Consider the following 18,413-nt stretch of genomic DNA (forward strand, 5'->3'; position numbering starts at 1 on the left):
CCTGACCCCCGTCGTCGTCCCCGACGCGCCCGCCGCCACGCTCTCCGACGCGTGGCGGCGGTGCGTCGGCACCGGCCGGCTCAACCTCGCGCTGCGCCGGGACTACCAGGACTCGCTCGCGCTCGTGCAGTCGGAGATCGGGTTCCGCTACCTCCGCGGCCACGGGTTGCTGTCGGACGACGTGGGGATCCACCGCCCGTACGACGCGGCCGGCCACCGCGGCACGCGGTACTCGTTCACGTACGCCGACCAGATCGTCGACTCGTGGCTCGGCCTGGGGATCAAGCCCTTCGTGGAGCTCGGCTTCATGCCGTCCGGCCTCGCGTCGGGCGACCAGACGGTGTTCTGGTGGAAGGGCAACGTGACCCCGCCCCGCGACCACCGGGAGTGGGCGGCGCTGGTGGGCGCGGTGGTGCGCCACGCCGTCGACCGGTACGGGCTCGAGGAGGTGCGCACCTGGCCGTTCGAGGTGTGGAACGAGCCGAACCTCGTGCACTTCTGGGAGGGCGCGTCGCAGGAGGCGTACTTCCGGCTGTACGAGGTGACGGCCGCGGCGGTCAAGGAGGTCGACGCGTCGCTGCAGGTGGGCGGCCCGGCGATCTCCCCGGGCGCCGACGACTGGTGGGAGCCGTTCGCCCGGTTCGTCGAGGCGCGCGACGTCCCCGTCGACTTCCTGTCGTTCCACGCGTACACGACCGGGCCGGCGCAGCCGGTGCCCTTCGGCACCTACCAGACGCTGCGCCGGCCGCAGTCCCTGCTGGACCAGTTCGCGGCGCCCGCCAAGCTCGTGGCCGGCACGCGGCTGGAGGGGCTGCCCACGCACGTCACGGAGTTCAGCACCAGCTACCGGCCCGACAACCCGGTGCACGACACCGCCTACCAGGCGGCGTCGGTCGCCCCGGTCCTCGCGGCCGGCGGCGACCACGTCGACTCCTTCTCGTACTGGACGTTCTGCGACGTCTTCGAGGAGGAGAACATCCCGACGTCGGTGTTCCACGGCGGCTTCGGGATGCTCGGCCACCGGCAGCTGCGCAAGCCCGTGTTCCACCTGTACGCGTTCATGGCGCGGATGGGCGGCGACGTGCTGCACCGCGGCGAGGACCACCTCGTGACGCGCGACGGCGCGGGGCGCGTCACCGTGCTGGCCTGGCAGCCGGTGGGCGGCACGGACGACGGCGACGAGCCGGACCGGCACGAGCTGCGCCTCAGCGTGCCCGTCGGCGGCGGCGCGACCACGGCCTACGTGCACCGCTCGCGGGTGGGGGAGCACGACGGCAACGCGTTCTCGGCCTGGCGGGAGCTGGGCCGGCCCGCGTCGCCGACCGCACGCCAGCTCGACCTGCTGCACGAGGCGTCCGCCCCCGCCCGGGAGCACGCGTCCGTGCCGGTCACGGAGGGGCGCGCCGACCTGCGGCTGACCCTGGGCCGGCACGAGGTCACCCTGGTGGAGATCGACCCGGTGCGCGACGAGACGCCCGCGTGGCTCGACGACGCCCGCATCGTCGGCCGGCCGGCGGAGGCCGCGGGATGAGCGCGGCCTCCGCCGGCCGCGGGGCGGGCGCGGCGGCCGGGGCAGCGTCCGGGCGGGCGCGCGAGCTCGGCGACGGGCCGCTCGGGCGCCTCACCGCCCGGGTGTACTGGTACCTCGTGGTGGGCGTGCTCGTCGCGCTCGGGACCGTGCCGACGCTCGTCGCGCTGATGCTGCTCGACCGGTCGTCGGGCAACGCCCTGATCGTCCCGCTGTGCCTGCTCCCCGCGGCGCCCGGCCTGGTCGCCGGGCTGTTCGCCCTCGACGCGCGGACCACGGAGGCCACCGCCGGGGCCCCGCCCGCGCCCGCCGCGGCCTTCGCCCGCGGCCTGCGGCTCGGCTGGCGGGACGCGCTGCTGCTCGCCGCGCCGGCGCTCGTCGTGCTGGGGATGGTCGCGACGAGCGTCGTGCACCGCGAGGCCGCCGGCGTCTCCGCCGGCTACGCCGTCGTCCTCCTCGTGGTCGGTGCCGCCGTGCTCGTGTGGGCGCTCGCGGCCCTCACGGTCGTGGCGCTGTTCCGCCTCCGGACCCGCGACGTCGCGCGCGTCGCCCTCGACGGGCTCGCCCGCCGGCCGGCGGTCGCCGCCGGGCTGCTCGCGCTCGTCGTCGTCGCGGCGGGCGCGGTGTGGCTGGTCGGCGAGGCGGTCGCCGCGTTGCTCCTCGTCGTCTGGCTGGCGTTCCTGCTCCGCACCGCCCGGCCGCTGCTGCGTGACGTCGCGCGGCGGTTCACGGCCTGACCCCCGCTCGACCCGTACCCACCGCCCGCGACCCCGACCCTGGAGCCCCGCGATGCCCGACCCCCGCGCCCCCAAGATCCGCTACGGCGGCGACTACAACCCCGAGCAGTGGCCGCGGGAGGTGTGGGAGGCCGACTACGCCGCGTTCGACCTGGCGTCGATCGACACGGTGACGCTCAACGTCTTCTCGTGGGCGACGCTGCAGCCGGACGAGGACACCTACGACTTCGCGCTGCTCGACGAGGTCGTCGCGCGCGCCGTGGCGGGCGGGCGCGACGTCGTGCTCGCGACGGCCACCGGCGCGCTGCCGCCGTGGCTCGCGCACCGGTACCCCGAGGTGGAGCGCACCGACTTCCAGGGCCGGCGGCACGTGTACGGGCAGCGGCACAACGCCTGCCCGAGCTCGCCGGTGTACCGGCGCCTGTCCGCCGAGCTCGCCGGCCGGATCGCCGAGCGGTACGCGGGCACGCCCGGGCTCGTGGCCTGGCACGTCGGCAACGAGTACGGCGGGTTCGACGGCGGCTGCTGGTGCGAACTCTGCGCCGCTGGCTTCCGGGACTGGCTGCGCGCCCGCTACGGCACGCTCGAGCGGCTCAACGAGGCGTGGAACGCGGCGTTCTGGTCGCACACGTTCAGCGACTGGGAGCAGATCGTGCCGCCCAACATGCTCAGCGAGCACTGGCGCGGGCCCGACCACACGGCCTTCCAGGGCATCACGCTCGACTACCGGCGGTTCATGTCCGACGCGATGCTCGCCAACTTCCGCGACGAGAAGGCCCGCATCCGGGTGCACGACGCCACGACCCCCGTGACCACCAACTTCATGGGGATGTTCCGGCCGGTCGACTACCACCGGTGGGCCGCCGACCTCGACTTCGCCTCCTGGGACAACTACCCGCCCGGCCAGCGCGAGCACGCGCGCATGGCGCTGGCCCACGACGTCATGCGCGGGCTCAAGGACGGCGCGCCGTTCTGGGTCATGGAGCAGACGCCCACCATCACCGCGTCGCGCGACGTCAACCCGGTGAAGCGGCCGGGCGTGCTGCGGCTGTGGTCGTGGCAGGCCGTCGCGCACGGCGCCGACGCCGTCCTGTACTTCCAGATGCGGCAGTCGAAGGGCGCGTGCGAGAAGTACCACGGCGCCGTCCTCGACCACGCCGGCCGCACCGACACGCGCGCCTTCCGCGAGGTCGCCGCGCTGGGCGCCGAGCTCGACGCGCTGGGCGACGCCGTCCTCGGCGCGCGCACGCCCGCCCGCGTCGCCCTGCTCTTCGACTGGGACTCCTGGTGGGCCGCCGAGATGACGGACGGCTTCAACCGGCACGCGCGGTACGTCGACACCGTGCTGGCCTACTACCGCGCGCTGTGGCAGGCGGGCGCGCAGGTGGACGTCGTGCCGGTGACGGCGGACCTGACGCCGTACGACGTCGTGCTCGCCCCGATGCTGCACGTGCTCAAGGGCGACGTCGCCGCGCGGCTGGAGGGCGTCGTCGCGCGCGGCGGCTCGGTGCTCGCGTCGTACTGGTCCGGCCGGGCCGACGAGGACGCCAACGCCTTCCTCATGGACGCGCCCGGCCCGCTGGGCCCGCTGTTCGGCCTGCGCGTCGAGGAGACCGACTCCGCCGAGCCCGGCGTCACCAACCCCGTCACCCTCAAGGACGGCACGGGCGACGACGCCGTCGCGGACGGCTCCCTCGTCTTCGAGGTCGTGGTGCCCGGGGCCGCGGAGGTCGTCGGCACCTACGGCGCGGAGTTCTACGCCGGGACGCCCGCCGTCACGAGGCACCGCCCTGGCGGGGAGGGGGCCGGCGAGGCCTGGTACGTCGCGACGGCGCTCGACGACGTCGGCACCGGCTGGGTGGTGCGCCGCGTGCTCGACCGGCACGGTCTGGTCGGCCCGTACGCCGACGCCGACGACGTGGAGCTCGCCGTGCGCGCCGGCGCCGACGGGGCCCGGACCGCGTTCGTGCTCAACCACGCCGTCGCCGCCGTCGACGTCGCCGCCCACGCGTCCGGCACGGACCTGCTCACCGGTCGCCGCGTCGAGGCGGGGGAGACGCTGCACCTGGAGCCGACCGACGTCGTCGTCCTCCGCGAGGACCCGCCGCGGTAGTCACCGGTCAGACGACCCGGCGGTAGACGAGGACGGCGGCGGAGCCGAAGACGAGGAGGAACGCGCCGCTCCACAGCAGGGTGGCGGTCACCGCCCCGGCGACCGGCCCGCCGAGCAGCAGGCCCTGGCCGGCCTCGATCGCGCGGCTCACGGGGTTCACCGCGGCCCACGACTGCAGCCAGCCGGGCATGGTCTCGACCGGGGCGGCCATGCCGGTGCCGAACACGAGCGGGAAGGGCAGCAGGAAGCCGACCGTGGAGACCATGACCTCGTCGCGCAGCAGCACGGCGACGAGCACGGTGAGCCAGCTCAGCGAGAAGCCCAGCACGATCGCGAGGCCGCACGCGGCCAGCGTGGGCAGCAGCCCCGTCTCGACGCGGAAGCCGAGCGCGTACCCGACGCCGAACAGCACGGCGAGGGCGATGACGTAGCGGACGGCGTCGGCCAGCACCGACCCCAGCAGCATGGAGGCGCGCGGCACCGGCATGCTGCGGAACCGGTCGAAGACGCCTTTCTTCATGTCCTGCACGATGCTCAGCCCGGTCGCGACCTGCCCCGTGAGCACCGTCGTGAGCACGAGGATCCCGGGGAACAGGTACTGCAGGTACGCGTGCGTCGACCCGGCGACGGCGCCGCCGAACAGGTAGACGAACAGCACGAGGAAGACGACGGGCAGGATCACCGCGTCGACGAGCTCGCCCGGGTTGCGCCGCGTCTTGACCAGGTTGCGGCGGGCCAGCGCGAGGCTGTGGCGCACGAGCGGCCACCGGCGGGGGCGGTCGCCCGCGGCGGTGCTCCGGGTGCCGGGTGCGGTCGTCGCGACCGTGGCGGTGCCGGTCATGAGTCCTCCTTCGGGGTGGTGCGTCGCCCGGCGGTCAGGGCGAAGAAGACCTCGTCGAGGCTGGGCAGCCGCAGCGCCACCTCGGTGACGGCGACCCCGGCGTCCTCGAGGCCGCGGACGACGGCGGCGAACGTGCGCTCGTCGTCCACGGACGTCGTGACGACGCCGCCGCGGGGGCGTGCGGGCGGGGTGCCGGTGGCGCGCGCGACGACGTCCGCCGCCGCGCCGGCGAGGGCCGGGTCGCGCGGCCGCACGACCACGGTCTGCCCGCCCACCTGCTGCTTCAGCCCCGCGGGGGTGTCGTGCGCGATGACGCGGCCCTCGTCGATCACGGTGATCTCGTCGGCCAGCGCGTCGGCCTCCTCGAGGTACTGCGTGGTGAGCAGCACGGTGGTGCCGTCGTCGGCCAGCGACCGGATGGTCTGCCACAGCTCCTCGCGCTTGCCGGGGTCGAGGCCGGTGGTGGGCTCGTCGAGGAACAGGATGCTCGGGGAGCCCACGAGGCTCGCGGCCAGGTCGAGGCGGCGGCGCATCCCGCCCGAGTAGGTGGACGCGCGCCGCCCGCCGGCGTCGGCGAGGCCGAACCGGTCCAGCAGCCGCGCGGCGCGGGCGCGGGCCTCGGCCGTGGGCAGGTCGAGCAGCCGGCCGAACAGGACGAGGTTCTCGGCGCCCGTGAGGTCCTCGTCCACGGTGGCGTACTGGCCGGTCAGGCCGATGCGGCGGCGCACGGCCACCGGGTCGCGGGCCACGTCGAGGCCGTCGACGACCGCGCGGCCGGCGTCGGCCCGCAGCAGCGTGGCGAGGACGCGGATGGCGGTGGTCTTCCCGGCGCCGTTGGGGCCCAGCACGCCGAGCACCGTGCCGCGCTCGGCGCGCAGGTCGACGCCGTCGAGCGCCGTCGTCGTGCCGAACGTCTTGACGAGCCCCTCGGCCTCGAACGCGGCGCTCACGACGACGCCTCCCCGCCGGTCACGGGGGCGACGGGGGCCACGGGGGCCACGTTGAGGTTGCGCGCGAACAGGTTGCCGGGGTCGTAGGCGCGCTTGACGGCCCGCAGCCGGGCGAGCGTGGCGGGCGGGTAGGCCGCGTGCAGGTCGGCCTCCGTGGCGGTGCCCTGGAAGTTCACGTAGGCGCCGGTGCCGTGGGCGGCGACGCCGCGCCACCCGGTGAGCGCCTCCTCGACGGCGGCGTCCGGGGCGTCCGCGGGCACCACGACCCCGCCCACCACCAGCACCTCGGCGTCGCGGTGGGCGAACGCGGTCTCGTCGGGCAGCACCCGCGAGAAGGCGCCGCCCAGGGCCCGCAGGCCGAGCGCGGTGGGGTGGTCACCCTCGAACGCGGCGACGACGGCCGCCACCGCGGCGTCGTCGAGCCGCGGCACCAGCGCGTTGCGCCCGACCAGGCGCGCGCTCGCCGGGTGGTGCCCGCCCGGGGCGAGGACGGCGGCGTACGGCACGGTCGCGACGTCGTCGGCCAGCAGGGTGCCCAGGCGCCGCAGCGGCTCGATCGACCGGTCGGCGGCCGTGGGGTCGTCGTGGGACGCGCAGACCAGCGCCGTCACCGCGGCGGGGCGCCCGCCCGTCGCGGGGGAGAGCACGAGCGTGCTGCTCAGCTCCTCGTCGGCGGCGCGCAGGGCGTCGCGCCAGCCCGCGACGAGGCGGGCCGGGTCGTCGGGCGCGAACGCGAGCGACCCGAACCGGACGTCGCCCACGCGCGCCGCGACGAGGTCGAGGCTGGTCACCACCCCGAAGTTGCCGCCGCCGCCGCGCAGCGCCCAGAAGAGGCCGGCGTGCCGGTCCGGGCCCACGACCAGCGTGCGCCCGTCGGCGAGGACGACCCGCGCGGCGACCATGGCGTCCACCGCCAGGCCGTGCCGGCGCACCATCCACCCGACGCCGCCGCCGAGCGCGAGGCCGCCGACGCCGACGCCGGCCGTGTCGCCGGCGGTGACGCCGAGGCCGTGCGGGGCGAGCGCCGCGGCGACCTTGCCCCAGGTGGCTCCGGCGCCCACCCGCACCACGTGCCGGTGCGGGTCCACCACCTCGACCGCGTCCAGGTGGCGAAGGTCCACCACCATCCCGCCGTCGTTCGTGGCGTGGCCGGTGAGGCCGTGCCCGCCCGAGCGGACGGACAGGGCCAGCCCCTCGCGGGCGGCGTACGCCAGCGCGGCGGCCACCTCGGCCTCCCCGCGGGGCCGCACCACCAGGGCGGGGGTGCCGGTGGCGAAGACGGTGCGTCGTGCGTCGTCGTACCCCTCGTCACCGGGGACGAGGACGTCGCCCAGCCCGGTGCCGACAGCGGTGGGGGCGGGGGTGCGGCGGGGTGCCTGGATGCTCATGGCGGTGCTCCTCGGGGTCGGTCGTGCGTCGTCGTCGTGCGTCGTCGTCGTGCGTCGATCCGTGGTCCCGATCCTTCGCGGCCGGGCACCCCCGGCGCGTCCGCCCGTCGGCGACACCTGCGGCTACCCGGGAGGGCGGCCGGGCGGCGTCCGGCTACTGCGCAGGGAGCAGGCGGGGACGCCTCCCCGCGCCGGATGCGGCGGCCGACGCGGCGCACCTACGCTGCCGGGATGGGAACGGGACGGGCACGGGAGCGGATCCTCGCGGCGGGCTGGCTGGTCTCCCTCGGCGTCGCCGGGGTGGCGGTGCTCCAGTGGCGGGCGTACGTGCGCGAGGTCGAGCAGCGGGCCGAGGACGCCGAGCGCACGCGGGACGAGGTGGCCCGGCGCCGCGCCGTGGAGGAGCGGCTGCGCATCGCGCGCGAGCTGCACGACTCCCTGACCCACAGCATCTCCGTGATCAAGGTGCAGGCGGGCGTCGCCGCGCACCTGGCCCGCAAGCGGGGCGAGGAGCCGCCGCCCGCGCTGCTCGCGATCCAGGAGGCGAGCACGGACGCCGCCCGCGAGCTGCGCTCGACGCTCGACGTGCTGCGGCGCGACGGCGAGCCCAACGGGAACGGCATCGACCGGCTCGAGGCCCTCGTCGACCGGGCTGAGGGCGCGGGCGTGCCCACCACCGTGCGGGTGGTCGGCGACCGGCGCACCCTGCCGGCCGAGACCGACCAGGCCGCCTACCGGGTGGTGCAGGAGGCGCTCACCAACGTCGCCCGGCACGGCGGGCCCGCGGCCGCCGCGACCGTGCGCGTGGCGTTCGCGGACCGGGAGCTCACCCTCCAGGTCGACGACGACGGCCGCGGCTCGCCCGGGGACCCGGAGCCCGGGCACGGGCTGACCGGCATGCGCGAGCGCGTCGTCGCCCTCGGCGGCACCCTGCGCGCCGGGCCCGGGGCCGACGGCGGGTTCTCGGTGCGCGTCACCCTCCCGCTGCCCGTGCCGCCCGCACGGCCCGCGGCCGCACCGGCGGCGGCGCCCGCGACCGGCGAGCCGGCGGCCCGCGCGTGATCCGCGTCGGCCTCGTCGACGACCAGGCCCTCATTCGCTCCGGCATCCGCGCGCTGCTCGACGCGGAGGACGACGTCGAGGTGGTCGCCGAGGGTGCCGACGGGCGCGACGGCGTGCGCCTGGCGCGCGAGCTGCGGCCCGACGTCGTCCTCATGGACGTGCAGATGCCCGGGCTCGACGGCATCGCCGCCACCCGGGAGATCGCCGCCGACGACGCGCTGACCGGCGTGCACGTGGTGATGCTGACCAATTACGGCGTCGACGAGTACGTGTTCGAGGCGCTGCGGGCGGGGGCGTGCGGGTTCGTCGTGAAGGACACGGAGCCCGCCGACCTGCTGGAGGCCGTGCGCGCCGCCGTGCGGGGCGACGCCCTGCTCTCCCCGGCGATCACGCGCCGGCTGATCAGCGAGTTCGTCGCCCGCCCGCCGGACGCCGTCGGCGCCGACGGGCTCGGGCTCCTCACGCCCCGCGAGCGGGAGGTCGTGGCCCTCGTCGCCCACGGGCTGTCCAACGACGAGATCGCCGGGCGCATGGTGCTCAGCCCCCTGACGGCGAAGACGCACGTCAGCCGGGCCATGACCAAGCTCGGCGCGCGCGACCGCGCCCAGCTCGTGGTGTTCGCCTACGAGTCCGGGATCGTCTCGCCGCGCTCGCGCGGGGCCGACGCGAGGTAGCCGCGCGCCGCGCCGCTGGTCAGCGCGGCAGCCCCCGTGCCGTCGCGCCCGGGACGACGAGCGTCGACAGCGCCGGCCGCCACAGCGGCGTCGTCGTCCACGCGAGGTCGAGGCGCTGCCCGCCGTCCGGGGCCGGCGCGGGGCCGCGCGCCACCAGGCGGTGCGGCGACGTCGGGATCACGACGTCGAGCTGCACGGTGCTGTCGGGCTGCACCGTGCTTTCGGGCTGCCCAGCGCCGTCGTCGCCGGCCCGCGCCCGCACCGCGAGGACGAGCACCGGGTCGGGGACGGGGTCGTGCTCGGCGCCCGGCCGCGCGTCACCGCTGCCGTCGGGCCACGGCACGACGTGCGTGGTCCAGCCCCGGTCGGTCGCGGTGAGGACGTGCCCGCCGACGTCGACGCGCCACGTGCCGGGCTCCCCGTCCGCGGGGAGCAGCGTCCACGGGACCGGGGAGATCCGCTCCGCCGGCGTGGGCTCCGGGTCGGGGTCGACCCGTCCGGGCCACGTGTCGAGGGTCGCGAGGCGGGCCCGCAACCGGGCGGCCGCAGCCTCGTCGGGCGCGAGCGGGCCGTCCTCCAGGCGGTCGGCGAACCGCCAGAACGCCGCGAGCACGCGGTCCGTGGTCCGGGTGGCGCCGAGGTACCCGATCGCGAGGCCGAGCTCCGGCACGGCGAGGCCGAACTGCCCGTACGCGCCGTCGGCGCGGAAGCCGTGGCGGCTGCGCCACACCTGGTAGCCGTACCCGCGCGCCCAGTCGTGGTCGGCGCCGGGCTCCTCCGCGTTGTCCGACCAGGGCTGCCGCATCTCGGCCAGCCAGGCGGCGGGCACCACCTGCGCGCCGTCGTACCGGCCGCCGTCGGCCAGCGCCACCGCCAGCCGCGCGACGTCCTCCACCGTGACGTGCAGGCCCGAGAACCCCTGGTCGATGTCGAGCGCGCCGTCGCGGTGCCCCACCCACCAGGAGCCGCGGATGCCGAGCGGGTCCAGCACGCGCGGGCGGAGGTAGTCGGTGAGGCGCTCGCCGGTGAGCGTCGTGACCACCGAGGACAGCGCCATCGACGCCGGCGAGTTGTAGACGAAGTGCGTGCCGGGGGCGTGCGCGGGCGGGGTGGCGAGCAGCCGGGCGGAGTCGAAGCCGATCTCCGCGACCTGCTCCGCCGTGTGCCCCGTGTTCATGGTGAGCAGGTGCCGCACCGTGATCCCGGAGTCCGTGGGCCGGCCCAGCAGCGACCCGGCCAGGTCGTCGGGTGAGAGCGCGCCCTCGGCCACCAGGTGCCCCACCGCGATCGCCGTGAACGTCTTCGACACCGAGTAGACGAGCCCCGGCAGGTCGGCGCGGTACGGCGCCCACGTGCCGCGGGCCACCGGGACGCCGTGCCGCGCGACCACCAGGGCGTGCGGGTCCAGGCCCGGCGCCTCCAGGTCGTCGAGCAGGTCGAGGACGGCGGCCGGGGAGATCCCGAGGGACTCCGGCGTCGGGGTGGTCATGCGGGCGTGCTCCCTCGGAGTGGTGCGGTGCGGTGGTGGTCGGGGCTCAGTAGATCGTGCGGCCGCGGGCGTCGGGAACCCCCGACTTGCGCAGGAAGTACGTGCTGACCTGGTCGCGCCACTCGACGGCCGAGCGCAGCTGCTCGGCGAGGCGGTCACGGACCCGCGCGTCGACGTCCGCGGGGACGGCGTCCGGCACGAGGTCGGCGAGCGACTCCCAGGCCGCGACGGCACCGCGCACCCGCTCCACGCCCTCGGACCGGGAGTCGTAGACGTGCTGGACCACGGTGACCCCGCTGTGCAGCACGTGCGAGTACGGCACGTGGTGGAAGAAGAGCAGGAGCTCGTCGGGGCAGGTCGCGACGTCCTCGTACACGTCGCGCCACGGCGCCGGGTACTGGCCGGTGAACCCCGTGCCGGTGGCGCGGGTGCGGTCCACGCCGACCCCGTCGCGGTCCGCGAAGTGGTACGTGCCCCACGGCGTGTACTCGTACCCGTCGACGTCGGGGCCGTAGTGGTGCCCGGGCCGCACCATGAAGCCCACGCCGAGCGGCGCCGTGTACGACTCGTAGGTGCGCCACGAGTCGTCGAGCACCGCGTGCAGCACCTCGCGGACCCGCGGCTCGACCGTCCCGTCCGGGCGCGCGAACGTCAGGGAGACCCACTCGTCGAGCAGCGCCGACGGGTCGAGCGTCGGGTCCCACGCCAGCCGCCCGAAGGCGTAGAGGTTCGCCTGCGCCAGCGGGTGCCCCGTCCAGAACCGGTCGTCGCCCACGTTCGACACGGCCGCGACGCCGCCGGACGCGACGAGGTCGCGCACCGCGGGGCCGCCCTCGTCGCCCTCGCCCCACGGCCGGAAGGCGAGGCTCTCGCGCCACCAGGGCGCGAGGTAGACCGCGTGCCGCTGCTGGCCGGTGTACTCCTGCGTGACCTGCAGCTCGAGCGCCACCCGGGTGCCCGGCATCGCGGCGAGCACGGGGGAGACGGGCTCGCGGGTCTGGAAGTCCATCGGCCCGTGCTTGACCTGCAGCACGACGTTCTCGGCGAACCGGCCGTCCAGCGGCGCGAAGTGGTCGTAGGCGGCCCGGGCGCGGTCGGTGGAGCGGTCGCGCCAGTCCTGCCTGTGGTCGTAGACGAACGCCCGCCAGTGCACGACGCCGCCGTGCGGGGCCACGGCCTCGGCCAGCGCGTTCGCGCCGTCCGCGTGGTCGCGCCCGTAGGCGAACGGGCCGGGCTGGCCCTCCGAGTCGGCCTTGACGACGAAGCCGCCGAAGTCCGGGACCGCCGCCCAGACGCGGTCCGCCGCCGCGCGCCACCAGGCGCGCACGTCCGCGTCGAGGGGGTCGGACGTCGGCAGCCCGCCGAGCGTCATCGGCGCGGCGAAGCTCACCGCGAGGTGGGTGCGCACGCCGTACGGCCGCAGCGCGGCGGCGATCCGGGCCACCTCCGGCAGGTCGTCGGTGAGCAGCCGCGCCTCGCGGGCGTGCACGTTGACGTTGTTGACGCAGACCCGGTCGATCCCGGTCGCGGCGAGCAGGCGCGCGTAGGTCGTGACGCGGGACAGGTCCGCGCGGACCCGGCCGTCGTCGTAGAAGACCGACCCGCCGGAGTACCCCCGCTCGACCTGCCCCATGACCGGGTGCACGTCCACGTTGTCCCAGTGGTCCAGCACGCGCAGCGCGAAGGCGGGGGCGTGGTGCTCGTCGGCGTCGGGCCCCGCGAACGCCGCCTCCCCGAGCCGCACCGCGTGGAACCACCCGTGCAGCAGCGCCGTCGGCGTGGCAGCGGTGACCGTGACCCGGCCGGCCGAGCGCACGAACCGGAACCCGGCCGCCCCCGCCTCGGCATCGAGCGTGCTGACATGATCCTCGTTCCGGCCGTTCGAGGACGAAGTCGGCACGCTCGATGCCACGAGGGCGAGCACGAGGTCGGGGGAGCCGCCCGGGTCGACGACGGCCCCGCCGTGCGCCGTCGTCGCGCGGTCCAGCTCGGCGCGCAGCGTGGCCACCACCTCCGGCGAGCCGTCGGGACGAGGGCGGGGAACACCGTGCGCTGGGCCCGGCAGGTCCGGGGTGCGGAGCGTGAGGCGGCGGCGTCCGACGGCGGCCAGCGCGCCGTCGGGCAGCCAGGCCGGGTGCGGCGCGGCGTCGACAACGTTTTCGGAATTCACCGTCGGTCTCCTCGGTGCGGTACGTGCGGGCTCGGTGTGCGGTGCGGGCTCAGGCGCCGGCGTCGGGCGCGGTGTAGCGGAACGCGTCCCACGCGCCGAGCAGGTACTGGATGCCGAGCGCGCGGTCGTACAGGCCGTAGCCGGGGCGCGGCTTGTTGGTGGTGTTCTCGTCCCACAGGTGGCGGCCGTGGTCGGGCCGCACGTACCCGGTGTAGCCGGCCTCGGCGTACGCCTTCATGATCCCGGTCGTGTCGACGTCGCCCTCGCACGCCCGGTGGGCCACCTCGGAGAAGTCGCCGTTCGGGAAGTGCTTGATGTTGCGCACGTGGGTGAAGTGGATGCGGTCCATGAAGCGGCGCACGGTGGCCGCGGCCAGCGGGGCCTGGGCGGGGTTCGCCGAGAAGCTCCCGAGGCACAGGGTGAGGCCGTGGTGCGGGCTCGGGTGCAGGTCCAGCACGCGCTGCAGGTCCTCCGGCGTGGACACGACGCGCGGCCAGCCGAAGACGTCGAACGGCGGGTCGTCCGGGTGCACGCCCAGCCTGACCCCGGCCTCCTCGGCGGCCGGGACCACGGCGTCGAGGAAGTACCGGTAGTTCGCGTACATGTCCTCGTGCGTGACGCCCTCGTAGGCCGCGTTGAGCTCCGTGAAGCCCGCGAGGCGCTCGGGCTCCCAGCCCGGCAGCGTCAGGCCGTGGGACCCGGCGGCCATGTCGGCGATGAGGCCCTCGGGCGTCATCCCGTCCACGACGGCCCGCTCGAAGAACAGGGCGGTGGAGCCGTCGGGCAGCGGGTGCCACAGGTCGGTGCGCAGCCAGTCGAAGACGGGCATGAAGTTGTAGCAGACCACCTTCACGCCGGCCTTCCCCAGCCGCCGGATCGTGGTCACGTAGTTCTCGATCGCCTCGTCGCGGCCGAGCCCCAGCACCGTGCGGCCCAGCTTGATCGACTCGTGCACGTTGACCGACTCGACCACCTCCGCGTCCAGGGTGCGGGTCACGCCGCGGGCGCGCGCCTCGGCGGAGAGCCCGGTGATGCGCGCGATCTCCGCGTCGATCTCCTCCTGCTCCCACACCTCGCCGGCCTGCTTCTGGTGCAGGCTCCACACCACCGTCTCCACGCCAGGGATCTGGCGGATGTGGTCCAGCGTGACCGTGTCGTTGCCCTCGCCGTACCAGCGGAAACCCATCTTCACCGTGCTGCTCCTCGTGCTCGTCGTTCGTCGCCCACCGGCAAGGATCAGGGGCGGGCGTAGGCCGCCTGGGGCAGGCGGTAGGCGAGGTCGACGGCGACGTCGAGGGCCTCGTCCAGGTCCAGGCGGTGCTCCGCCACGAGGCGCGCCAGGTAGCCGGCGTCGATGCGGCGGGCCAGGTCGTGCCGCGCCGGGATGGAGCAGAAGGCGCGCGTGTCGTCGACGAAGCCGCTCATGTTGCTGAAGCCGGCGGTCTCCGTGGCCGACTCGCGGAACCGCCGCATGGCGTCCGGGGCGTCGAGGAACCACCACGGCGCGCCGAGGCGCAGGGCCGGGTAGACGCCCGCCAGCGGCGCGAGCTCGCGCGAGTACACGTCCTCGTCCACGGTGAACGCGATGAGCCGCAGGCCCGGGTGGTGGCCGAACGCGTCGAGCACCGGGCGCAGGGAGCGCGTGAACTCCGTGACGACGGGGATGTCGTAGCCCTTGTCCGGGCCGAACGCGGCGAACGGGGCGTCGGCGTGGTCGCGCAGCACGCCCGGGTGCAGCTGCATGACCAGGCCGTCCTCCGCCGACATCGCGGCCATCTGGAACAGCATGTGCCCGCTGAACGCCTGCGCCTCGGCGGCGGTGACCGTGCCGGCGAGCGCCTTGTCGAGGATGCGCCGCGCGTCGGCGTCGTCCAGGGGCGTGGTGTCGGCGGAGAGGTGGCCGTGGTCCGTGGCGCGCGCGCCCGCCGCGACGAAGCGCTCGCGCTGGGCGCGCAGGGCCTCGAGGTAGCGGTCGTAGGACGTGACGTCGACGTCCGCCGCCTCGCCCAGGCGGGCGACGTCCTCCCGCCACGTGGCGCGGTCGAGGTGCAGCAGCGGGTCGGGGCGGAACGTCGGCAGGACGCGCTCGCCGTAGCCGTCCGCGGCGAGCTTGGCGTGGGCGTCGAGGGTGGCCCAGGCGGGGTCGGTCGTGGCGATGACCTCGATGTCGAACGCGTCCAGCAGGGCGCGGGGCCGGAAGCCCGGGTCGGCGATGCGCGCCGCCACCTGGTCGTAGAGCGCGTCGGCGGTCTCGGCCGACGGCCGCTGCGTGACGCCGAGGATCTCGACGAGCACGTGCTCCAGCCAGTAGCGCGTGGGCGTGCCGCGGAAGTGCTTCCAGCCGGCGCAGAAGCGGCGCCAGATCTCGCGCGGGTCGGCCTCGGCGTCCTCGTCGGCGGTGGACCCGACGCCGAGGCGGGGCAGCGTCTCGCCCTGGGAGACGAGCATGCGCGTGAGGTAGTGGTCGGGCACCACGACGAGCTGCGCGGGGTCGCCGAACGACGCGTCGTCGGCGAACCACTCGACGGGCACGTGGCCGTGCATCGAGACGATCGGCAGGTCCTGCACCGCGGCGTAGATCTCGCGGGCCAGCGGCCGCGCGACGGGGTCGGCGGGCAGCGCCCGGTCGGGGTGCAGGGTCCAGCGCTCGGTCACCGGGGGCTCCTCGTCGTCGAGATCGTGCGAACGTTTGCATCGTAACGGGTGTCGCGCGGCGTCGCGGATTCACCTCGATGCGTGAGACGGGGGAGACGGCGTGCGGCGGGGTGTGGGACGATCTGGCAAACGTTCGCACCCGCGCCGGCCCGCCGTCGTCGGTCGTCCGGAGGTCCGTCGGAGGGAGGTGGTCGCCGTGGTCACGGTGCACGACGTCGCACGCGCGGCCGGCGTCTCGATCTCGACGGTGTCGCGGGCGCTCGCGGCGCCGGAGCGGGTCGCGCCGTCGACGCGCGACCGCGTCACCGCCGCGGCCCGCGAGCTCGGGTACCGGCCCAACCGCGCCGCGAGCGTGCTGCGCGCCGGCCGCACCGGCGCCCTCGGGCTCGTCGTGCCGGACCTCGCCAACCCCTACTTCGCCGCGATCGCGAAGGGCGCGCAGGCGCGGGCGCGGGAACGCGGCCTGGGCCTGTTCGTCGTCGACTCCGACGAGGACCCGGACCTCGAGACGGAGGCCGTCGCCGGGCTCGCGCCCCAGACGGACGGCCTCGTCCTGTGCTCCCCCCGCTCCGTCGAGCGGTCCGTCGCCGCGCTCGGCGGTCGCCCCGTCGTCCTCGTCAACCACGAGGTCGACGGCGTCCCCTCGGTGGTCGCCGACCACGGCACGGGCATGTTCCGGGCGCTCGAGCACCTCCGGGCGCTGGGCCACCGGAAGGTCGCGTACGTCGGCGGGCCCGAGAGCTCCTGGTCCGACGGGCGGCGTCGGGACGGGCTCCGGGCCGCGGCCGCGCGGCTGCACGACGTCGACCTGGTCGAGCTGGGGCCGCACCGCCCGCAGGTGGCCGGGGGGCACGCCGCCGCCGACCTGGTCCTCGCGTCCGGCGCGACCGCGGTGGTGACCTTCAACGACCTCGTGGCGGTGGGCCTCGTCGAGCGCGTCCGGGTCCGGGGCCTCGAGGTGCCGGGCGACCTGTCGGTCGTGGGGTGCGACGACGCGTACGTCGCCGAGCTGACGTCGCCCCCGCTGACCACGCTGCGCACCGACCTGCGCGGCGCGGGCAGGGCCGCCGTCGACCGCCTGGCGGCCCGCGCGGACGACGGCGGCGACGTCGTGGCGACGCTCCCCGTGGAGCTCGTCGTGCGCGGCTCGACCGCCCCGCCCCCGGCGGCCCCGCCCGCCGCGGGCACCTGACCGAGAAGAACGACGACCCGGCGACGCCGCCGGCCCGACGGAGGACCCATGACCGACCGACTCCACCGTTCCGCCCTCCCCGCGCACCTCGACGCGCCGGCGACCCCCGAGCAGGTGGGCATCGTGCACCTGGGGATCGGGGCGTTCCACCGGGCCCACCAGGCGGTGTTCACGGAGCTCGCCGCGCGGGCCACGGGCGACCGCCGCTGGGGGATCCTCGGCGTGACGCAGCGCTCGGCGTCGGTGCGCGACCAGCTGCGCCCGCAGGGCGGGGTGTACGCGGTCCTCACGGCGGGCACGCACGAGAGCCGGCTCGACCTCGTGGGGTCCGTGCTCGACGTCGCGTGGCCCGCCGAGGAGACGGCGCGGGTGCTGGCGGCGCTCGCGGCGCCCACGACCCACGTCGTGACGCTCACCGTCACCGAGAAGGGGTACGCCCGCGACGCCGACGGCGGCCTCGACGTCGAGCGCGTGCGCGCGGACCTCGACGCGCTCGCCGCCGAGCCGTCCGCCGACCGGGTGGTCCCGGGGGCGACGGCGGTCGGCCTGCTCGTGCGCGGGCTCGCGGCCCGCTGGCGGGCGGCGCAGGCGTCGGGGGAGCGGCGCCCGGTCACGGTGCTGACCTGCGACAACATGGTGGACAACGGGCGGGTGCTCGAGCGGCTGGTGGGCGCGGCGGTGGACGCCGCGCTGCCGGGGCCCGACGGGGACGGGCTGCGGTCGTGGCTCGCGACGGACGTCGCCTTCCCGTGCTCGATGGTGGACCGGATCGTGCCCGCCACCACCCCGGCGCAGCGCGACGCGGTGGAGCGCGAGCTGGGCGCCCGCGACGAGGGCCTGGTGGTGGGCGAGCCGTTCCGCCAGTGGGTGATCGAGGACCGGTTCGCCGGCCCGCGGCCGGAGTGGGAGCGGGCGGGCGCCACCCTCACCGCGGACGTCGCGCCGTGGGAGCAGGCCAAGCTGCGGATGCTCAACGGCACCCACTCGCTGCTCGCGTACGCCGGGCGGCTGGCCGGGCACGCCACGCTCGCCGAGGCCGTCACCGACCCGGCGCTGCGCGAGCGGGCGCGCGCGTTCATGCTCGACGACGCGCTGTCCACGCTGGCCCCGCCCGACGGCGCGGACCTGCGCGCGTACGGCGAGTCCCTGCTGGAGCGGTTCGCGAACCCGGCCACGGGACACACCACGCTCCAGGTGTCGATGGACGGCACGCAGAAGATCCCGATCCGGTGGGGCGGCGTCGTGGCCGACCGGCTCGCCGCCGGCGTCGTGCCGGCGGGTGCGGCGTTCGGGCTGGCCGCGTGGAGCGAGGTGGTGCGCCGCGAGGCCGCCGCCGGGCGGCTGGTCGACGACCCGCGCGCCGACGAGCTCGCCGGCGTCGTGGCCCGCGCGGGCGCCGGCGACCCCGCCGCGGCGACGCCGGCGGACGTCGCCCGTGCGCTGCTCGCGCTGCCCGGGCTGCTGTCCGCCGGGGCCGGGACGGACGAGCGCCTCGTGGCTGCCGTCGTGGCCGAGGTGCCCGCGCTCGCCGCGGCCTGACGGCGGGTCCCGGCGTCGCGGCCCGGCGTCGCGGCGCGCCCCGTCCTCGGGCGTGCCGGCCGGGCCGGGACGGGC

Annotated in this window: 14 protein-coding genes; 7 read left to right on the top strand and 7 right to left on the bottom strand. The window is 76.2% G+C overall.

The window, feature by feature from the left end; genetic code table 11:
- Nucleotide 1: 1 nt before the first annotated feature.
- Genes ACFU9A_RS05810 through ACFU9A_RS05820 form a run of 3 tightly spaced genes read left to right on the top strand, consistent with a single transcriptional unit; the run spans nucleotide 2 to nucleotide 4,378 of the window.
- Nucleotides 2–1,531 (top strand): xylan 1,4-beta-xylosidase, encoded by a 1,530-nt coding sequence (locus tag ACFU9A_RS05810; RefSeq protein ID WP_430575345.1) that lies wholly within the window; start codon nucleotides 2–4, stop codon nucleotides 1,529–1,531.
- Complete coding sequence (locus tag ACFU9A_RS05815) at nucleotides 1,528–2,265, top strand: glycosyltransferase (protein ID WP_430574307.1); 738 nt, start codon at nucleotides 1,528–1,530, stop codon at nucleotides 2,263–2,265. The genes ACFU9A_RS05810 and ACFU9A_RS05815 overlap by 4 nt, the downstream gene beginning before the upstream one ends.
- Before the next feature lie 52 nt (nucleotides 2,266–2,317).
- On the top strand, nucleotides 2,318–4,378 hold the full coding sequence (locus tag ACFU9A_RS05820; RefSeq protein ID WP_430574308.1) for a beta-galactosidase: 2,061 nt from the start codon (nucleotides 2,318–2,320) through the stop codon (nucleotides 4,376–4,378).
- A 7-nt stretch (nucleotides 4,379–4,385) separates the two neighbouring features.
- Here the strand turns inward: ACFU9A_RS05820 and ACFU9A_RS05825 are convergent, their stop codons facing one another.
- The 3 genes from ACFU9A_RS05825 to ACFU9A_RS05835 are packed head-to-tail and all read right to left on the bottom strand — an operon-like array spanning nucleotide 4,386 to nucleotide 7,557.
- Complete coding sequence (locus ACFU9A_RS05825; protein WP_430574309.1) at nucleotides 4,386–5,219, bottom strand: ABC transporter permease; 834 nt, start codon at nucleotides 5,217–5,219, stop codon at nucleotides 4,386–4,388.
- Entirely contained in the window at nucleotides 5,216–6,169 is a 954-nt protein-coding gene (locus ACFU9A_RS05830) for an ATP-binding cassette domain-containing protein (RefSeq protein ID WP_430574310.1), read from the bottom strand. Before ACFU9A_RS05830 ends, ACFU9A_RS05825 begins: the two co-directional genes overlap by 4 nt.
- Nucleotides 6,166–7,557: an FAD-binding oxidoreductase gene (locus ACFU9A_RS05835; protein ID WP_430574311.1), complete on the bottom strand. Its 1,392-nt coding sequence runs from the start codon at nucleotides 7,555–7,557 to the stop codon at nucleotides 6,166–6,168. The genes ACFU9A_RS05830 and ACFU9A_RS05835 overlap by 4 nt, the downstream gene beginning before the upstream one ends.
- A 231-nt stretch (nucleotides 7,558–7,788) precedes the next feature.
- Here ACFU9A_RS05835 and ACFU9A_RS05840 point away from each other — a divergent pair, with 231 nt between their 5' ends.
- Together ACFU9A_RS05840 and ACFU9A_RS05845 are read left to right on the top strand one after the other, a co-directional pair.
- On the top strand, nucleotides 7,789–8,619 hold the full coding sequence (locus tag ACFU9A_RS05840; protein WP_430574312.1) for a sensor histidine kinase: 831 nt from the start codon (nucleotides 7,789–7,791) through the stop codon (nucleotides 8,617–8,619).
- The gene (locus tag ACFU9A_RS05845; protein ID WP_430574313.1) at nucleotides 8,616–9,293 is read left to right on the top strand and encodes a response regulator; all 678 of its coding nucleotides are present in this window, start codon (nucleotides 8,616–8,618) and stop codon (nucleotides 9,291–9,293) included. The genes ACFU9A_RS05840 and ACFU9A_RS05845 overlap by 4 nt, the downstream gene beginning before the upstream one ends.
- A 19-nt stretch (nucleotides 9,294–9,312) precedes the next feature.
- Here the strand turns inward: ACFU9A_RS05845 and ACFU9A_RS05850 are convergent, their stop codons facing one another.
- From ACFU9A_RS05850 to uxaC, 4 genes are read right to left on the bottom strand one after another with little or no spacing between them, the layout of a single operon-like run.
- Entirely contained in the window at nucleotides 9,313–10,782 is a 1,470-nt protein-coding gene (locus ACFU9A_RS05850) for a serine hydrolase domain-containing protein (RefSeq protein ID WP_430574314.1), read from the bottom strand.
- 46 nt (nucleotides 10,783–10,828) lie between these two features.
- Nucleotides 10,829–12,952, bottom strand: coding sequence for an alpha-glucuronidase (locus ACFU9A_RS05855; RefSeq protein ID WP_430574315.1), 2,124 nt, complete (start codon nucleotides 12,950–12,952; stop codon nucleotides 10,829–10,831).
- A 49-nt stretch (nucleotides 12,953–13,001) separates the two neighbouring features.
- Nucleotides 13,002–14,138 (bottom strand): mannonate dehydratase, encoded by a 1,137-nt coding sequence (locus ACFU9A_RS05860; RefSeq protein ID WP_430575346.1) that lies wholly within the window; start codon nucleotides 14,136–14,138, stop codon nucleotides 13,002–13,004.
- A 50-nt stretch (nucleotides 14,139–14,188) separates the two neighbouring features.
- Complete coding sequence (uxaC, locus tag ACFU9A_RS05865) at nucleotides 14,189–15,607, bottom strand: glucuronate isomerase (RefSeq protein ID WP_430574316.1); 1,419 nt, start codon at nucleotides 15,605–15,607, stop codon at nucleotides 14,189–14,191.
- Between the two features lie 196 nt (nucleotides 15,608–15,803).
- Here uxaC and ACFU9A_RS05870 point away from each other — a divergent pair, with 196 nt between their 5' ends.
- Both ACFU9A_RS05870 and ACFU9A_RS05875 read left to right on the top strand, forming a co-directional pair.
- A complete protein-coding gene (locus ACFU9A_RS05870; RefSeq protein WP_430574317.1) occupies nucleotides 15,804–16,799 on the top strand; it encodes a LacI family DNA-binding transcriptional regulator in 996 nt (331 codons plus the stop codon).
- Between the two features lie 48 nt (nucleotides 16,800–16,847).
- The gene (locus ACFU9A_RS05875; RefSeq protein WP_430574318.1) at nucleotides 16,848–18,338 is read left to right on the top strand and encodes a mannitol dehydrogenase family protein; all 1,491 of its coding nucleotides are present in this window, start codon (nucleotides 16,848–16,850) and stop codon (nucleotides 18,336–18,338) included.
- Nucleotides 18,339–18,413: the final 75 nt, after the last annotated feature.

Source organism: Isoptericola sp. NPDC057653, from assembly GCF_042799955.1.
In the GTDB taxonomy this organism is placed as follows: Bacteria; Actinomycetota; Actinomycetes; order Actinomycetales; family Cellulomonadaceae; genus Isoptericola.

What these genes read in the sequence shown, in the direction of transcription:
- ACFU9A_RS05815 (WP_430574307.1), top strand. Translation starts at nt 1,528, where the DNA reads ATGAGCGCGGCCTCCGCCGGCCGCGGGGCGGGCGCGGCGGCCGGGGCA.
- ACFU9A_RS05820 (WP_430574308.1), top strand. Translation starts at nt 2,318, where the DNA reads ATGCCCGACCCCCGCGCCCCCAAGATCCGCTACGGCGGCGACTACAAC.
- ACFU9A_RS05825 (WP_430574309.1), bottom strand. Translation starts at nt 5,219, where the DNA reads ATGACCGGCACCGCCACGGTCGCGACGACCGCACCCGGCACCCGGAGC.
- ACFU9A_RS05835 (WP_430574311.1), bottom strand. Translation starts at nt 7,557, where the DNA reads ATGAGCATCCAGGCACCCCGCCGCACCCCCGCCCCCACCGCTGTCGGC.
- ACFU9A_RS05840 (WP_430574312.1), top strand. Translation starts at nt 7,789, where the DNA reads ATGGGAACGGGACGGGCACGGGAGCGGATCCTCGCGGCGGGCTGGCTG.
- ACFU9A_RS05850 (WP_430574314.1), bottom strand. Translation starts at nt 10,782, where the DNA reads ATGACCACCCCGACGCCGGAGTCCCTCGGGATCTCCCCGGCCGCCGTC.
- ACFU9A_RS05860 (WP_430575346.1), bottom strand. Translation starts at nt 14,138, where the DNA reads ATGGGTTTCCGCTGGTACGGCGAGGGCAACGACACGGTCACGCTGGAC.
- ACFU9A_RS05875 (WP_430574318.1), top strand. Translation starts at nt 16,848, where the DNA reads ATGACCGACCGACTCCACCGTTCCGCCCTCCCCGCGCACCTCGACGCG.